At 52.1% G+C, this 13,312-nt stretch carries 14 protein-coding genes; 7 read left to right on the top strand and 7 right to left on the bottom strand.

Annotated features, from left to right (window positions below; genetic code table 11):
- Window positions 1–4: 4 nt before the first annotated feature.
- The 7 genes from OGY71_RS01470 to OGY71_RS01440 all read left to right on the top strand — a co-directional run bounded on the left by OGY71_RS01470 (window position 5) and on the right by OGY71_RS01440 (window position 5,991).
- On the top strand, window positions 5–1,117 hold the full coding sequence (locus OGY71_RS01470) for a 1-propanol dehydrogenase PduQ (RefSeq protein WP_003834163.1): 1,113 nt from the start codon (window positions 5–7) through the stop codon (window positions 1,115–1,117).
- Window positions 1,114–2,469 carry a cobalamin reductase PduS gene (pduS, locus tag OGY71_RS01465; protein WP_126317740.1) on the top strand — a complete coding sequence of 452 codons (1,356 nt, stop codon included), beginning with the start codon at window positions 1,114–1,116 and terminating at the stop codon, window positions 2,467–2,469. The genes OGY71_RS01470 and pduS overlap by 4 nt, the downstream gene beginning before the upstream one ends.
- A gap of 2 nt (window positions 2,470–2,471) precedes the next feature.
- Window positions 2,472–3,026, top strand: coding sequence for a propanediol utilization microcompartment protein PduT (pduT, locus tag OGY71_RS01460; RefSeq protein ID WP_003030201.1), 555 nt, complete (start codon window positions 2,472–2,474; stop codon window positions 3,024–3,026).
- The gene (gene pduU / locus OGY71_RS01455) at window positions 3,026–3,376 is read left to right on the top strand and encodes a propanediol utilization microcompartment protein PduU (RefSeq protein WP_003834168.1); all 351 of its coding nucleotides are present in this window, start codon (window positions 3,026–3,028) and stop codon (window positions 3,374–3,376) included. Before pduT ends, pduU begins: the two co-directional genes overlap by 1 nt.
- Before the next feature lie 4 nt (window positions 3,377–3,380).
- The gene (gene pduV, locus OGY71_RS01450; protein ID WP_125363437.1) at window positions 3,381–3,833 is read left to right on the top strand and encodes a propanediol utilization protein PduV; all 453 of its coding nucleotides are present in this window, start codon (window positions 3,381–3,383) and stop codon (window positions 3,831–3,833) included.
- Entirely contained in the window at window positions 3,818–5,032 is a 1,215-nt protein-coding gene (locus OGY71_RS01445) for an acetate/propionate family kinase (protein WP_003834172.1), read from the top strand. Before pduV ends, OGY71_RS01445 begins: the two co-directional genes overlap by 16 nt.
- Window positions 5,033–5,124: 92 nt before the next feature.
- Window positions 5,125–5,991: an L-threonine kinase gene (locus OGY71_RS01440; RefSeq protein ID WP_286612719.1), complete on the top strand. Its 867-nt coding sequence runs from the start codon at window positions 5,125–5,127 to the stop codon at window positions 5,989–5,991.
- 40 nt (window positions 5,992–6,031) lie between these two features.
- On the opposite strand, the gene OGY71_RS01435 is transcribed toward OGY71_RS01440, so the two are convergent.
- From OGY71_RS01435 to phsA, 7 genes are all read right to left on the bottom strand, one after another.
- Window positions 6,032–6,367 carry a DUF496 family protein gene (locus tag OGY71_RS01435; protein WP_003834176.1) on the bottom strand — a complete coding sequence of 112 codons (336 nt, stop codon included), beginning with the start codon at window positions 6,365–6,367 and terminating at the stop codon, window positions 6,032–6,034.
- A 238-nt stretch (window positions 6,368–6,605) separates the two neighbouring features.
- Window positions 6,606–7,664: an FUSC family protein gene (locus tag OGY71_RS01430; protein WP_003834178.1), complete on the bottom strand. Its 1,059-nt coding sequence runs from the start codon at window positions 7,662–7,664 to the stop codon at window positions 6,606–6,608.
- Between the two features lie 107 nt (window positions 7,665–7,771).
- A complete protein-coding gene (gene sbmC, locus OGY71_RS01425) occupies window positions 7,772–8,239 on the bottom strand; it encodes a DNA gyrase inhibitor SbmC (RefSeq protein ID WP_008785156.1) in 468 nt (155 codons plus the stop codon).
- 123 nt (window positions 8,240–8,362) lie between these two features.
- Complete coding sequence (dacD, locus tag OGY71_RS01420) at window positions 8,363–9,535, bottom strand: serine-type D-Ala-D-Ala carboxypeptidase DacD (RefSeq protein WP_032934491.1); 1,173 nt, start codon at window positions 9,533–9,535, stop codon at window positions 8,363–8,365.
- Window positions 9,536–9,674: 139 nt separating this feature from the next.
- Window positions 9,675–10,442 (bottom strand): thiosulfate reductase cytochrome B subunit, encoded by a 768-nt coding sequence (gene phsC / locus OGY71_RS01415; protein ID WP_191222409.1) that lies wholly within the window; start codon window positions 10,440–10,442, stop codon window positions 9,675–9,677.
- Complete coding sequence (phsB, locus tag OGY71_RS01410) at window positions 10,439–11,017, bottom strand: thiosulfate reductase electron transport protein PhsB (protein WP_003834185.1); 579 nt, start codon at window positions 11,015–11,017, stop codon at window positions 10,439–10,441. The genes phsC and phsB overlap by 4 nt, the downstream gene beginning before the upstream one ends.
- Before the next feature lie 14 nt (window positions 11,018–11,031).
- Window positions 11,032–13,305, bottom strand: a complete 2,274-nt coding sequence (phsA, locus tag OGY71_RS01405; RefSeq protein ID WP_275145709.1) for a thiosulfate reductase PhsA — start codon at window positions 13,303–13,305, stop codon at window positions 11,032–11,034.
- Window positions 13,306–13,312: the final 7 nt, after the last annotated feature.

Below are 13,312 nucleotides of genomic sequence, written 5' to 3'. Positions count from 1 at the left end.
CGTTATGAATAGCTTTTCACTGCAAACTCGATTGTACAGCGGCCAGGGAAGTCTGGATGTGCTCAAGCGTTTCACGAATAAGCATATCTGGATTATTTGCGATGCTTTTCTCGCGCGTTCTCCCCTGATTGAAAAGCTGCGCAACGCTCTGCCAGCGGATAACCGCATCAGCATTTTCAGCGATATCACCCCCGATCCCACCATCGGTACGGTAGTTCAAGGGATTGCACAAATGCAGTCCCTGCGACCGGACGTCGTGATGGGTTTTGGTGGCGGCTCAGCACTGGACGCCGCAAAAGCCATCGTCTGGTTCAGCCGACAGTTCGGTATTGATATTGAAACCTGTGTCGCAATTCCCACCACCAGCGGCACAGGCTCTGAAGTAACCAGCGCCTGCGTGATTAGCGATCCGGATAAAGGCATTAAATACCCATTGTTCAATAACGCACTTTACCCGGACATGGCCATTCTTGATCCAACGTTGGTCGTCAGCGTACCACCTGCCATCACCGCGAATACCGGCATGGACGTGTTAACGCATGCACTGGAGGCTTACGTATCCACGAAGGCCAGTGACTTCACCGATGCACTGGCTGAAAAAGCGGCTCAAATCGTCTTCCAGTACCTGCCTGTCGCCGTCAGCAAAGGCGACTGTCTGGCAACCAGGGGGAAAATGCACAATGCGTCAACGCTCGCGGGAATGGCATTTAGTCAGGCTGGACTGGGGATCAATCATGCGATTGCCCATCAGTTGGGTGGTCAGTTTCATCTGCCGCATGGACTTGCCAATGCGCTGCTGCTGACCCATGTCATTCATTTTAATGCCCGCGATCCGCGGGCTGCGAAGCGCTATGCCCGTTTTGCTAAAGCCTGCCATTTATGCCCGGATAACGCGAACGATACAGCGGCATTGAATGCGCTCATCCATCACATCGAGCTACTCAAAAAACAGTGTGCGTTGCCTTCTTTTGTTGACGCGCTTAAAGACGGAAAGCAAGTCTGGTCACAACGTATCCCGTCGATGGTTCAGGCCGCGCTGGCTGACGTCACGCTGCAAACCAATCCTCGTGTTGCCGACGCCAGTGCCATGCAGGAACTGCTTGAGGAATTATTATGAAGACAGCCATGACGGCAGAGTCCACGCTCTATGATGCGCAGACCATTCGTGAACGCGTTCGCGCAGCGGGTGTTGTCGGAGCCGGAGGCGCAGGCTTTCCTGCTCACGTAAAATTACAGGCGCAGGTCGATACCTTTCTGGTCAATGCGGCTGAATGTGAGCCAATGCTGAAAGTTGACCAGCAGTTGATGGCCGTCCAGGCTGAGCGACTTATCCGCGGTGTTCAATATGCCATGACGGCTACCGGAGCCAGTGCCGGAATTATTGCACTCAAAGAGAAATACCAGAAGGCTATCAATGCATTAACGCCCCTTCTGCCTACCGGGATCCGCTTACATATTTTGCCTGATGTCTACCCGGCTGGTGACGAGGTTCTGACCATCTGGATGGCAACAGGTCGGAGAGTTCCGCCTGCCGCGCTGCCGGTCAGCGTCGGCGTGGTGGTCAATAACGTCCAGACCGTGCTCAACATCGCCAGAGCAGTTGAGCAGCAGTACCCCGTTACGCGTCGTACCCTGACCGTTAACGGCGCAGTCGCCAGTCCTATCACACTCACAGTCCCTATCGGAATGTCTTTACGTGACGTTCTGGCGCTGGCCGGGGGTGCAACCGTTGACGATCCCGGCTTTATTAACGGTGGTCCGATGATGGGCGGCCTGATTACTTCACTGGATACCCCTGTCAGCAAGACCACCGGGGGCCTGCTGGTTTTGCCTAAGTCTCATGCGTTGATTCAGCGGCGGATGCAGGATGAACGCACCGTGCTTTCTGTAGCAAAGACCGTTTGCGAGCAGTGCCGTTTGTGTACGGATTTGTGCCCGAGGCATTTGATCGGTCATGAATTATCCCCGCATCTGCTGGTTCGTGCGGTTAATTATCAGCAGGCGGCCACACCGCAACTGCTGCTCACGGCCCTGACCTGCTCAGAATGCAATGTGTGTGAAAGCGTAGCCTGTCCGGTTGGGATTTCACCGATGCGCATCAACCGTATGCTTAAACGTGAATTGCGGGCGCTCAACCATCGTTATGAAGGGCCGCTAAATCCTGAGGATGAAATGGCGAAGTACCGGCTGATCCCAGTTAAACGCCTTATTACCAAACTGGGTCTTAGCGACTGGTATCACGATGCGCCACTGGCTGAAACTGATTATTCCACAGATAAAACGACGCTGTTGTTACGCCAGCATATAGGTGCCAGCGCCATCCCATGTGTAGAACAAGGCGAACGCGTTGTTCGCGGTCAATGTGTTGCCGATGTGCCCTCCGGTGCATTAGGCGCGCCTGTTCACGCCAGTATTGACGGTATTGTCAGCGAAATCACTGAGCAATCCATCACGGTAATTAGAGGTTAATCATGTCTCAGGCTATAGGGATTTTAGAACTCACCAGCATTGCCAAAGGAATGGAAGCTGGCGATGCCATGTTAAAAAGCGCGAATGTGAATTTACTGGTCAGCAAGACCATCTGCCCGGGAAAATTTCTACTCATGCTCGGTGGTGACGTAGGAGCCGTACAACAGGCGATTGCCACTGGAACATCTCTTGCTGGCGATATGCTCGTTGACAGTCTGGTACTCCCCAACATTCATGCCAGCGTACTCCCCGCAATCAGCGGACTAAACAGCGTGGATAAGCGTCAGGCTGTTGGTATTGTCGAAACATGGAGCGTTGCTGCCTGCATCTGCGCCGCCGACCGGGCGGTTAAAGCCTCCAACGTCACGCTGGTACGCGTCCATATGGCATTTGGTATTGGCGGCAAGTGCTACATGGTCGTTGCTGGCGATGTATCCGATGTGAATAACGCGGTGACGGTTGCCAGTGAAAGTGCGGGTGAAAAAGGCCTGCTGGTTTACCGCTCGGTCATACCCCGCCCGCATGAAAGCATGTGGCGACAAATGGTGGAGGGATAATGGAAAGACAACCCACCACGGATCGAATGATTCAGGAATATGTACCTGGCAAACAGGTCACGCTGGCGCATCTTATTGCTAATCCAGGTAAAGATTTGTTCAAGAAACTGGGATTACCCGATTCGCTTTCCGCAATCGGTATTCTGACCATTACCCCCAGCGAAGCCTCAATCATCGCCTGTGATATCGCCACGAAATCCGGGGCGGTAGAGATTGGTTTTCTCGACCGGTTTACCGGCGCGGTGGTACTGACGGGTGATGTTTCTGCCGTTGAGTACGCACTGAAACAGGTAACCCGAACGCTGGGCGAAATGATGCGTTTTACCGCGTGTCCCATCACCCGGACGTAATCTCATGAAACGTATCATGCTAATTGGCCCCAGCCAGTGCGGTAAAACGTCGCTCACGCAGTGCATGCGGGGAGAGGCACTTCACTATCAGAAGACCCAGGCCATAGTCTGGTCTCCTACGACAATAGACACGCCGGGTGAATATCTTGAGAACCGCTGCCTGTACAGTGCGCTGCTGGTCAGCGCCTGTGAAGCAGACATTATTGCGCTGGTACTCAATGCTGACGCGCCGTGGTCACCATTTTCTCCCGGTTTTACCGGACCAATGAACCGACCCGTTATTGGCCTCGTTACCAAAGCCGATTTAGCCAACCCGCAGCGTATTTCTCTTGTGGAGAGTTGGTTAGTTCAGGCTGGTGCGCAAAAAGTATTTGTCACCAGCGCGCTGGAGAATACCGGGGTCGATGAGATGTTCATTTTTCTGAATGCAAAGGAACCTTCATGTCTCACAAAATAATGGCCATTAATGCAGGTAGTTCCTCGCTTAAATTTCAACTACTGGCGATGCCGCAGGGTGAAATGATCTGTCAGGGGTTGATTGAACGTATCGGTTTGTCTGATGCGCAAGTCACCCTAAAAACGCCAGCGCAGAAATGGCAGGAGACTTTGCCCGTAGCCGATCACCGTGAAGCCGTAACGTTGCTCCTGGAAAAACTGCTCAACCACCACATTATCAGCAGTCTGGATGAGATCGACGGCGTGGGCCATCGCGTCGCGCACGGCGGGGAATCCTTTAAAGACTCAGCGCTGGTAACTGATGAAACGCTGGCAGAAATCGAGCGCCTCGCGGAACTGGCTCCTCTGCATAACCCGGTCAATGCGCTGGGGATCGCGGTATTCCGCCAGCTATTGCCCAAAACGCCAGCCGTTGCGGTGTTCGACACCGCCTTTCATCAAACGCTTGATGAGCCTTCTTTCATCTATCCCCTGCCCTGGCGTTACTATGCAGAGTTGGGTATTCGTCGCTATGGTTTTCATGGTACCAGCCACAAATACGTTAGCTCACAGCTTGCTGAAAAACTGGGTGTACCACTCAGCGCCCTGCGCGTTGTTTGTTGTCATCTGGGCAACGGCAGCAGCATCTGCGCCATCAAAGGCGGACAATCGGTGAATACGTCAATGGGCTTTACGCCGCAGTCTGGCGTGATGATGGGCACGCGAAGTGGCGATATCGATCCGTCCATTTTACCGTGGATTGCCCTGCGAGAAGGCAAAACACCGCAGCAGCTCAACCAATTGCTCAACAATGAGTCCGGATTGCTCGGTGTTTCTGGTATCTCACCTGACTACCGCGACGTTGAACATGCCGCAGATACGGGCAATCACCAGGCTGCGCTGGCGTTGACGCTTTTTGCTGAGCGCATTCGTGCCACCATTGGTAGCTATATTATGCAGATGGGCGGTCTGGATGCCCTGGTATTTACCGGTGGCATTGGCGAAAACTCCGCACGGGCGCGCGCTGCGATCTGTCGTAATCTGAATTTCCTGGGTCTGGCCGTTGATGAGGAAAAAAATCAGCGTAATGCCACCTTCATTCAGACGGAAAATGCGATGGTCAAAGTAGCAGTGATTAATACCAATGAAGAGCTAATGATTGCGCAAGACGTTATGCGTTTAGCGATATCTGAAACTGTGACATTGGGCATTCCTGCATAATACTGCCGCACCGCAAATTGCGGCAAATCATGGTAATAGCGCGATCGCCATGACACTATGCGCCGAGGATTGCTGATCACATAGGTGAAGACGTGGCTGTTGCGCAATGTCCCGCATCGTGCGGAGAACTTATCCAGGGCTGGATACTGGGCAGTGAGAAATTGGTCTCCTGCCCGGTTGAATGGTATAGCACCGTTGAGGTCACTTCAGGTTCACCGCTGACAGATGAACGTCTACTTTCGCGGGCGATGGTTGAGAGGTTATTGCTGCACTGGCAATACCCGGCACAAATGAGTCAGGATATTCGAATTGATGTCCAGTCAACCATTCCTGTCGCTAAAGGGATGGCCAGCAGCACAGCGGATATCGCCGCCACGGCAATCGCCACGGCGCAGTATCTGGGGCATCAGCTAGACGAATCCACTCTGGCGCAGCTTTGCGTTTCGCTGGAACCTACCGACAGCACCGTTTTCCGCCAGCTTACGCTGTTCGATCATAACGACGCCTCCACGCAAATTGCCTGTGAAGCCCAGCCTCAACTCGATCTGCTGGTTCTCGAAAGTCCGGAAACCTTGCTTACTGCTGATTATCACCGTACGCCACGCCAGTCAGGGTTACTGGCAGGCGCTCCAGCGCTGAAACGCGCATGGGAAAAGGTACAGGAAGCCTGTATCAGTCAAAATCCCTATCGGATGGGTGAAGCCGCCACGCTGAGCGCGATCGCCAGCCAGTTGCTGTTACCTAAACCAAATTTTGATTCACTTTTAGCGCTGGTAGAAGAATGTGATTTATACGGTGTCAACGTTGCGCACAGTGGCAGCGTAGTCGGTCTGATGCTCGACAGAAAGCGTCATGATGTGGACTACATTAAATGGATGCTGACGCAGAAAAAATTGACGGAGCACTGGCCGGAACAGCATTTGTTGCGGATGGTAACTGGCGGGGTCGAACTGCAATAAGGGCCGCCGCTAAGCAGCGACCCGAACAAGCATAAAATCGTTACTCGGCTTTCGCTTCGCCGTTTTTCACTTCGCCCATCGCTTTCAGCTTTTTAGAGATGTCGCGGCGCTCTTTAGAGATCTCAGCGTTTTTGATGATGTAATCATCAACACGATCTTCATAATCGCTTTTCATGCTGGCGATAATGCCCTGAATCGCTTCCACGCTCATTCCAGGCTTGATGTAGTCACTCAGGTTGTCCAGCAGCAGAACACGTTTCTGGTTGTCACGGATCTTTTTCTCAACGTCCTGGATTTCACGTTGCAGTTTGTTTTTACGACGGAACAGACGAACAAATTCCAGCACGTCCTGGAAAGAAGGCTTGGTAGTTTCCATTTTTACACCCCTGATAATGTGAGATTCGGATTCGTTAAAACAACGGCTAAAGTGGGTCAACATTACTTTCATGCCCGCCATACTTCAAGTTGCATCTGCATCGACCATGCATGGTTGAAACCTGAATTATCGAGGGTAAAGCCATTGCAGTTACCAATGGTTTTAGCCTTTTTCAGTATCATACCTCTAATCGTTGCTGAATCGAAGCAGCAGTAGAACCAATCCCCTCATCTGCTCTTTATTTGCGCAGCGCGCGACAGATCAAATGAGAGAGCAACTCCAGCTGTCGCGCCATTTCCATATTTAGCCAAACGTAGCCGTGAATGGGCGTTTCAGCGACATTATCGCCCTTATGCTCAGCAATAAGCTGACGTAACTCCACCACGGTGTCATTGAGTTTTTCCGTATTGGCAAGCACCGGTTGTGGATTACCTTCATACAATGCGTGGGTTATCGTCAGTAGCGCCTGTTGTGTCCTGAGCTGGGTTTCACGCAAAGTGTGCGCATTCAACATGACAAAGTGGCTGGTACGGCTGGCCCAAAGCGCATTGATTTGCAGCTCAAGCATGCAGACCAGGTTACGATTAACCGTTTGAATAGCTTCAAAGATTGATTTTTGAATGTGGGTTTCCTTGCTGGCGGGGACGATGAGCCCACGCATTTTGACAACATCACTTAAAAGCTGTTGTAAATGCTTCTCCAGTCGCGGTTGCTCCAGCAGGTTGGGAGATAGCGCAGCCTGATACACCCGATTGTACCCCGTTACACAATGCGCCAGTTGAATTCGCCAGTGTATAAATGCCCGCTGCGGCCAGATACCGGTAAACAGCATTGCCAGTAATGAACCCAAAATAACATCGCCACCGCGCCATAACGCTGTGTTCATATCTCCAGCGGGGGCACCCACAACGACCGCAAGCGTTATACCAATCAGCAACGCCTGATACGGCCTTTTACCCAACGCCAGCCAGCCGCAGAGAAACATCGCCACCGCGCACCATATCAGCATTAGCGGAAGTGAAAAGAGCTCCAGACGAAGGGCCACCAGCCCAAGTACCGATCCCAGAATTGTCCCGCCAATACGCTCAAACGCTCTGGGGACAACGTTCCCCCAAAAGGAAATAGGCCCCATGATTACCACCAGCGTAATCAGAGGCCATGTACCTTCAGGAATGTTCAACAGGCGAACCAACAGAAAAGTAAAAAGAAACGCCAGCGCAATGCGAACACCATGCACCACACGATAATGACGATACAAACGAATTTCAAAAGGACTCAGTGACTTATCTGCACGCACTCATGCACTCCGTCAGGGAATTGCAAAGAACAGAATTGTACCTGTTTTTTGAGTGAAAACATCACCCTGATGACCAGGACATTCATCCTGATTTACACCAAAAACAGTTACTTCGACTGTACCGGCACGTACATTTCAATGTCCCAGTAGCCGTCCTCCATGCCATTGTTCATATAAACTTCAAAGCAGGGTTTAGCGGCTATCGCATACGTCGAATCCTGCAGCAGGCGCTCAAAGAACTGATACCACGGCGTCGCGAAGTCATGATTTTCAACGCGCGCAACGGCGATAGCATAGTCGCCCCCCGCCAGTTCGGTCTGGATCACCCCTTCGCTGTTTTCTGGGATCTCAAAACCTTCAGGCACAGACACCACGGTATCACAACGCAGTTTTTCCGCCGGAACAACGTCAGGGTTGTCGTAATAAACGGCTATCCATTCCAGCGGTACGATCTGCTTACCGTCGACCCACATCATTAACTGCTCGAAACCCTGCTTTACCGTTTGTTCCCACGGTCCAACCATATGGAAACCGGCAATTATGCGTTTCTCGACCTGCTTTATCTCGTACTCCATATAACCTCCGCTATTACACTGTATTTATATACAGTGTGATTTTTAGGTATGACGGCCACAAGGAATCAGTGATTATTATGTGAGCAGATTCGCACTCTTGCCAGTCAGGCACATCAGGAAAAACTACGCCTTGTGGTGGAAGTAATCGCTCAAACGCGAGAAGACGCCGCCTTCGTTGACAGACTCCAGCGTAACCAGAGGCCAGTGCGCCACCAGTTTATCCCGATCGTAGAGTTCAATTTCCCCCACACGTTGATGGGCAGCAATGGGGGCAACCAGTTCTTTCTTATCAAGAACATATTTTGCCTTGATATTAGCGACTTCGGCTTTAGGCAGGGCCATCCAGAAATCCTGCTCTGTGCCAAGGCTAATTTTTTCTTTATCGCCATACCAGATCCGTTCAATACCAACTTGCTTACCGCTACGTAAAACCTGCACGGTATCGAAGTTCTGTTGTCCCCATTGCAGCAGTTTTCGCGCCTGGTCTTCACGCCCTTTCGCACTCTCCGCCCCCATCACAACCGCAATCAGGCGGCGCTGCCCATCAACGGCAGAAGCAATCAGGTTGAATCCAGCGCCGGAGGTATGTCCTGTCTTCAGACCATCGACGTTCATGGTTTTATCCCACAACAAACCGTTACGGTTTTGCTGCGTAATTCCGTTCCAGGTAAGGCTTTTTTCACTGTACATATGGTAGAAATCCGGCTCTCCATGGATGATAGCTCTCGACAGCACAGCCAGATCGTAAGCTGAGCTATGCTGACCTGGCGCATCCAGACCATGTACCGTTTCAAAATGCGTGTCCCGCAGGTTCAGCTTTTGCACATAGTTGTTCATCATCGCGACAAACTGCGGCTGCCCTCCGGCGATGTAATCCGCCAGCGCCACACAGGCATCATTACCGGAATCAACAATTAACCCGCGACTCAGATCGCGCACAGAAACGCGATCCCCTTCTTTCAGGAACATTAAGGACGAACCGACGAATACCGGATTATCTTTCGCCCAGGCATCTCGTCCTACAGTGACAATATCTGTCGGACTAATACGCTTGCTGTCGATTGCGCGATCGACAACATAGCCGGTCATCAGCTTGGTCAGGCTGGCAGGGTTGCGCTGCTGGTGTTCATTTCCGGCTGTCAGGATTTGGCCCGTGGTGTAATCCATTAATACCCACGCCCCGGCATTAATTGCTGGAGGCTGTGGAGCGAAACTGGCGACGTCGGTCGCATACGCGGGCGAAAAAATCATCGCAAATAGTGAAGCGGCAATAAACAAACGGCGTTTCAACAGCATGTCCTCAGGAAATGGAGAAATAGCCGTTCTTTTTACGGAAGTTCTGGCGAACAAACATGGATAAATTGCAAGAAAATGTGACATAAGGCACATTTTCTTGCTGTAAGGATAGGATTTCAGATATCAACCACGTCTGGCGTTACCCTTTGCGAGGTGCTGTCTCTGCGTGATGGCTGCGATGACGATGATAGCCATCTATCATGCTGCGGAAAATCTGCCCCGGAGTGTCACCCAGCGTGCACAGGTAAATATGTGCACAGATGAACAGTAAGCCGACAATCGCCAACACCATATGCAGCACCAGCATCACAGGCCCAGCCCCTACCACCTGCGGGTAGAGGCATAACAACCCGGTGATGATTAGCAGCGGAACCAGCGCATACATGATGGCCAGATAAGCCAGCTGTTGTAGCGGGTTAAATTTACTCTCTGCCGTTGCGGCAAATGGGTGCGGCTCACCTTTCATGATGCCATACAGATAAAAGCGCGTTTGCAACAAGCAGCGTGATATCAACCCGTTAAACTTCACCCGGTAATGACAACCGTTGCCGCTGGTTGCGTTGATTAGCACAAAACCAACCCAGAAGGCCAACAAGGCGAAACCGCACCAGGTATGTATCTGCACCATCAATGCCACCGGTCCGACAGAGAAGTGTCCAAACAGGCCGCTCAGCAGAAGCAGGATAAAAAGCAGCGCATTACCCCAGTGCCAGCGACGAACTGCCAGCGAATAGAGGTAGTCCCGATGTTCTTCTCCGATTGCTGTTTTAGGTGCCAGCATCCGACGTAACAGCGCGTGCATAACCAGGCCCGCAATCATCAGCACAATAACAACGCCTGCATAAATGAGCCACAGCGGCCAGTAGTCCGGCGCATAGTTAAGCTCTGCTCCCCAGATAGAATTCATGCTTTACCCTCCTGATGGATCTCTTTACGCCGATAAACACTCACCGGGCCGCTACGCGTATCCTGCTGGCGATAAACCTCTTTTTGATTTATCCAGTGCTGAATTTCCGGGTCGTCGCGACGACCAAATTTCAGCGCATCCGTCGGACAAACGGAAACACAGGCGGGCGATTGACCGCTCTCGAGTCGGGTATCTGCACAGAAGTTACATTTGTCGGCAATTCCCGTTTGCGGATTGAGATAACGGACATGGAACGGACAAGCGGCAACGCAGTAGTCGCAGCCAATACAGCGAGACTTATCCACTTGTACAATGCCATTTTCGTCGCGAAATGACGCACCGGTCGGACAAACGCTGACACACGGCGCATCTTCACAATGCTGACAGGAAACGCGAACAAACTGGAAGTGGGACAGCACCTCGGGTTCATGTTCGGGTGAACGGATCTGCACCTGTAAGCGGCTAAATCCCTCTGGCACATCATTCAAAACTTTGCAGGCAACCGTACATGCCTGACAGCCGATACAGCGTTTCTCGTCATGCAGCATGACATAAGGGTTTGTAGATTGATTCATGATGTTCTCCTTTCTCATGCCCGACGAAGCGTAACGCCAGCGGTGTGGACTACCGTACCGGAAACCGGACTGGTAACATGCGGAAGCAAATTACCGCAGTGAATACCGTGCGTTGTCGCTGCGGTTTTGGCTCCCGCCTTGGCGCCAAATCCCATATAAACAAACAGCGTATCGGGCCGAATTCCGGCGGTGACCAGCGCTTTACCTTTTTCCTTGCCGGTCGCATTTTCCAGCCAGATGTCATCACCGCTTTTGATGCCTTTTTCACGGGCCGTTTGCGGGTGGATCCACACCGCGTTATCCCACATCAACTCGCTAAGCAGTGGCACATATTGCGTCGCACCGTTGGTATGAACCGCCACTTTTCCCTGGATAAAATAGAGTTCACTGTCGCCTTTGAGCGCAAAATTGCGCGCGCGCGGAATACCGTAGCCAGGCAAGAGAGTTTCCAGCTCTTCGGAATAGAGTTCAATTTTTCCTGACGGAGATTTAAAGCGCAGTTGCTCGCCATAGGTACCGTCGCTGTCAACCGCCACCGCGCCCGGATAGCGTTCCACAAAATGACGCACCGCTTCAGGTTCACGCAGCAGCAACGGAATCCCCCACTCCCGGTACCCTTTCTGACGCAATTCAGCAGATAGCGCATGATCGCCATTAAGCTGGTACAACTGACGCGTTTGCATATCCTGCCATGGGTAGAATTGGCCAAGGCCTAACTGCACGGCCAGCTCTTTCCAGATTTGCCAGCTCGGACGCGCATCACCAATAGGCTCCACTACCTGTTGGCGCAGGGCATAGGCTGGATTCAGGCCCGACATGTCTGAAACTTCTTCATCGCGCTCAAGGTAAGTACATTCAGGCAAAAGGTAGTCGGCATACGCCGCGCTTTCGCTTAAATAGACATCACAACTGACCACAAGGTCGAGCTGTTCAACGGTTTTGACCAGATCTGGTCGACAGGTAACGGTTTGGAAAGGGTTGTGTCGGGACATAATCCATCCCTTCACCGGATAAGGCGTCTGGTTTAACACAGCATCAATGATGCTTTGCACCACACCACCGCCCGCCGCGATGTACTTAAACTGCGGGGCTACCAGATCGATACGCTGCGCCGTTGGCTTGGGTAATTTGACATCGGGTTTTGCCAGCACCGGAGCGACCTTCTCGCCAGCCAGCTTATTGTAAGTTGCCGCCGCTTTTTTCTGATACAAACCGCCTTCACGCTCAATATTGCCAAGCAGCACATTGAGGGTAAAAATCATGCGCCGCATATCAATTTCTTCTTGCGAAAACGTCGCTCGATGGCCCGGACTGACGATGGCATGCGGCGCGCAGGCGGCCATTTCGCGGGTGACCCGAACAATGACATCAGCAGGCACATCCGCGAGCTGCTGCGCCCATTCCGGCGTGGTCTCTTGTACCGCTTCTGCCAGTTGCTCAAACCCCGTGGTGTAGCGCGCCACAAAGTCTGCGTCATACAGATTTTCATTGATCATGACGTGACACATGGCCATCAGCACCGGTAAATCGCCGCCCGGTTTGAGCGCATGCCATTCATCCGCCTTGCTGGAGAATACGGACAAACGGGGATCGAAGCTGACCATCTTCGCACCCTTCTCCTGCGCGGTCATCAGCTCATGCGTATCAGCAACCTCGATCCCTTCATAGAGGTTATGGCCAAAAGAGACCATATAACGGGTATTGGCGATATCCATGGCTAAATCACCACCCATCATAACTTTAGCGGCAATGGCTTTACCGGCAGGACACGTTGATGCGTGAGTAAAGGTATTCGGTGACCCGAAAGCCGTCGCGAGGTGGAATAAATGGCCAGACAGCGAGCCGGATTTAGACGAGAAGACGACTCCCTGGGGACCATATTGCGTTTTTATTGCCGTCATTTTTTCGGCGATTTCTTTATACGCCTGTTCCCAGCTAATAACCTGCCAGTCACCGCTCCCGCGAGGTCCTGTGCGTTTCATGGGTTTAACAATGCGATGAGGGTCGTTGACCAGGCTAACGCCGCTTCCGCCGCGAGCGCAGACACGAGTCCCCTGCTGTGGCGCATTAGGGTTCCCCTGAATAAAAACCGTTTTATTATTAATCACCTGAGCCTGAATTGGGCAGCGAAAAGAACACATCTCGCACAAACTTGGCGTCAGGGATGTTTTCCCTTTGATACTCTCCGGAGAATTTCGTGCCAGTGCCCCGGGCGGGAAACTGCCTATCGCACAGGCTGAACAGCCTATACCCACTCCTCGCAAAAAATTACGCCGACTAATGCTCATATAACCT

The organism is Citrobacter sp. Cpo109, assembly GCF_030332565.1.
GTDB lineage: Bacteria > Pseudomonadota > Gammaproteobacteria > Enterobacterales > Enterobacteriaceae > Citrobacter > Citrobacter portucalensis.
Note: the sequence above shows the minus strand (reverse complement) of the source record. Positions and strands in the feature narration are given on the sequence as shown.

Excerpts from the sequence above, each read along its gene's own strand:
- OGY71_RS01470 (WP_003834163.1), top strand. The coding sequence starts at position 5 with ATGAATAGCTTTTCACTGCAAACTCGATTGTACAGCGGCCAGGGAAGT.
- pduS (WP_126317740.1), top strand. The coding sequence starts at position 1,114 with ATGAAGACAGCCATGACGGCAGAGTCCACGCTCTATGATGCGCAGACC.
- pduT (WP_003030201.1), top strand. The coding sequence starts at position 2,472 with ATGTCTCAGGCTATAGGGATTTTAGAACTCACCAGCATTGCCAAAGGA.
- pduU (WP_003834168.1), top strand. The coding sequence starts at position 3,026 with ATGGAAAGACAACCCACCACGGATCGAATGATTCAGGAATATGTACCT.
- pduV (WP_125363437.1), top strand. The coding sequence starts at position 3,381 with ATGAAACGTATCATGCTAATTGGCCCCAGCCAGTGCGGTAAAACGTCG.
- OGY71_RS01445 (WP_003834172.1), top strand. The coding sequence starts at position 3,818 with ATGTCTCACAAAATAATGGCCATTAATGCAGGTAGTTCCTCGCTTAAA.
- OGY71_RS01435 (WP_003834176.1), bottom strand. The coding sequence starts at position 6,367 with ATGGAAACTACCAAGCCTTCTTTCCAGGACGTGCTGGAATTTGTTCGT.
- sbmC (WP_008785156.1), bottom strand. The coding sequence starts at position 8,239 with ATGGAGTACGAGATAAAGCAGGTCGAGAAACGCATAATTGCCGGTTTC.
- dacD (WP_032934491.1), bottom strand. The coding sequence starts at position 9,535 with ATGCTGTTGAAACGCCGTTTGTTTATTGCCGCTTCACTATTTGCGATG.
- phsC (WP_191222409.1), bottom strand. The coding sequence starts at position 10,442 with ATGAATTCTATCTGGGGAGCAGAGCTTAACTATGCGCCGGACTACTGG.
- phsB (WP_003834185.1), bottom strand. The coding sequence starts at position 11,017 with ATGAATCAATCTACAAACCCTTATGTCATGCTGCATGACGAGAAACGC.
- phsA (WP_275145709.1), bottom strand. The coding sequence starts at position 13,305 with ATGAGCATTAGTCGGCGTAATTTTTTGCGAGGAGTGGGTATAGGCTGT.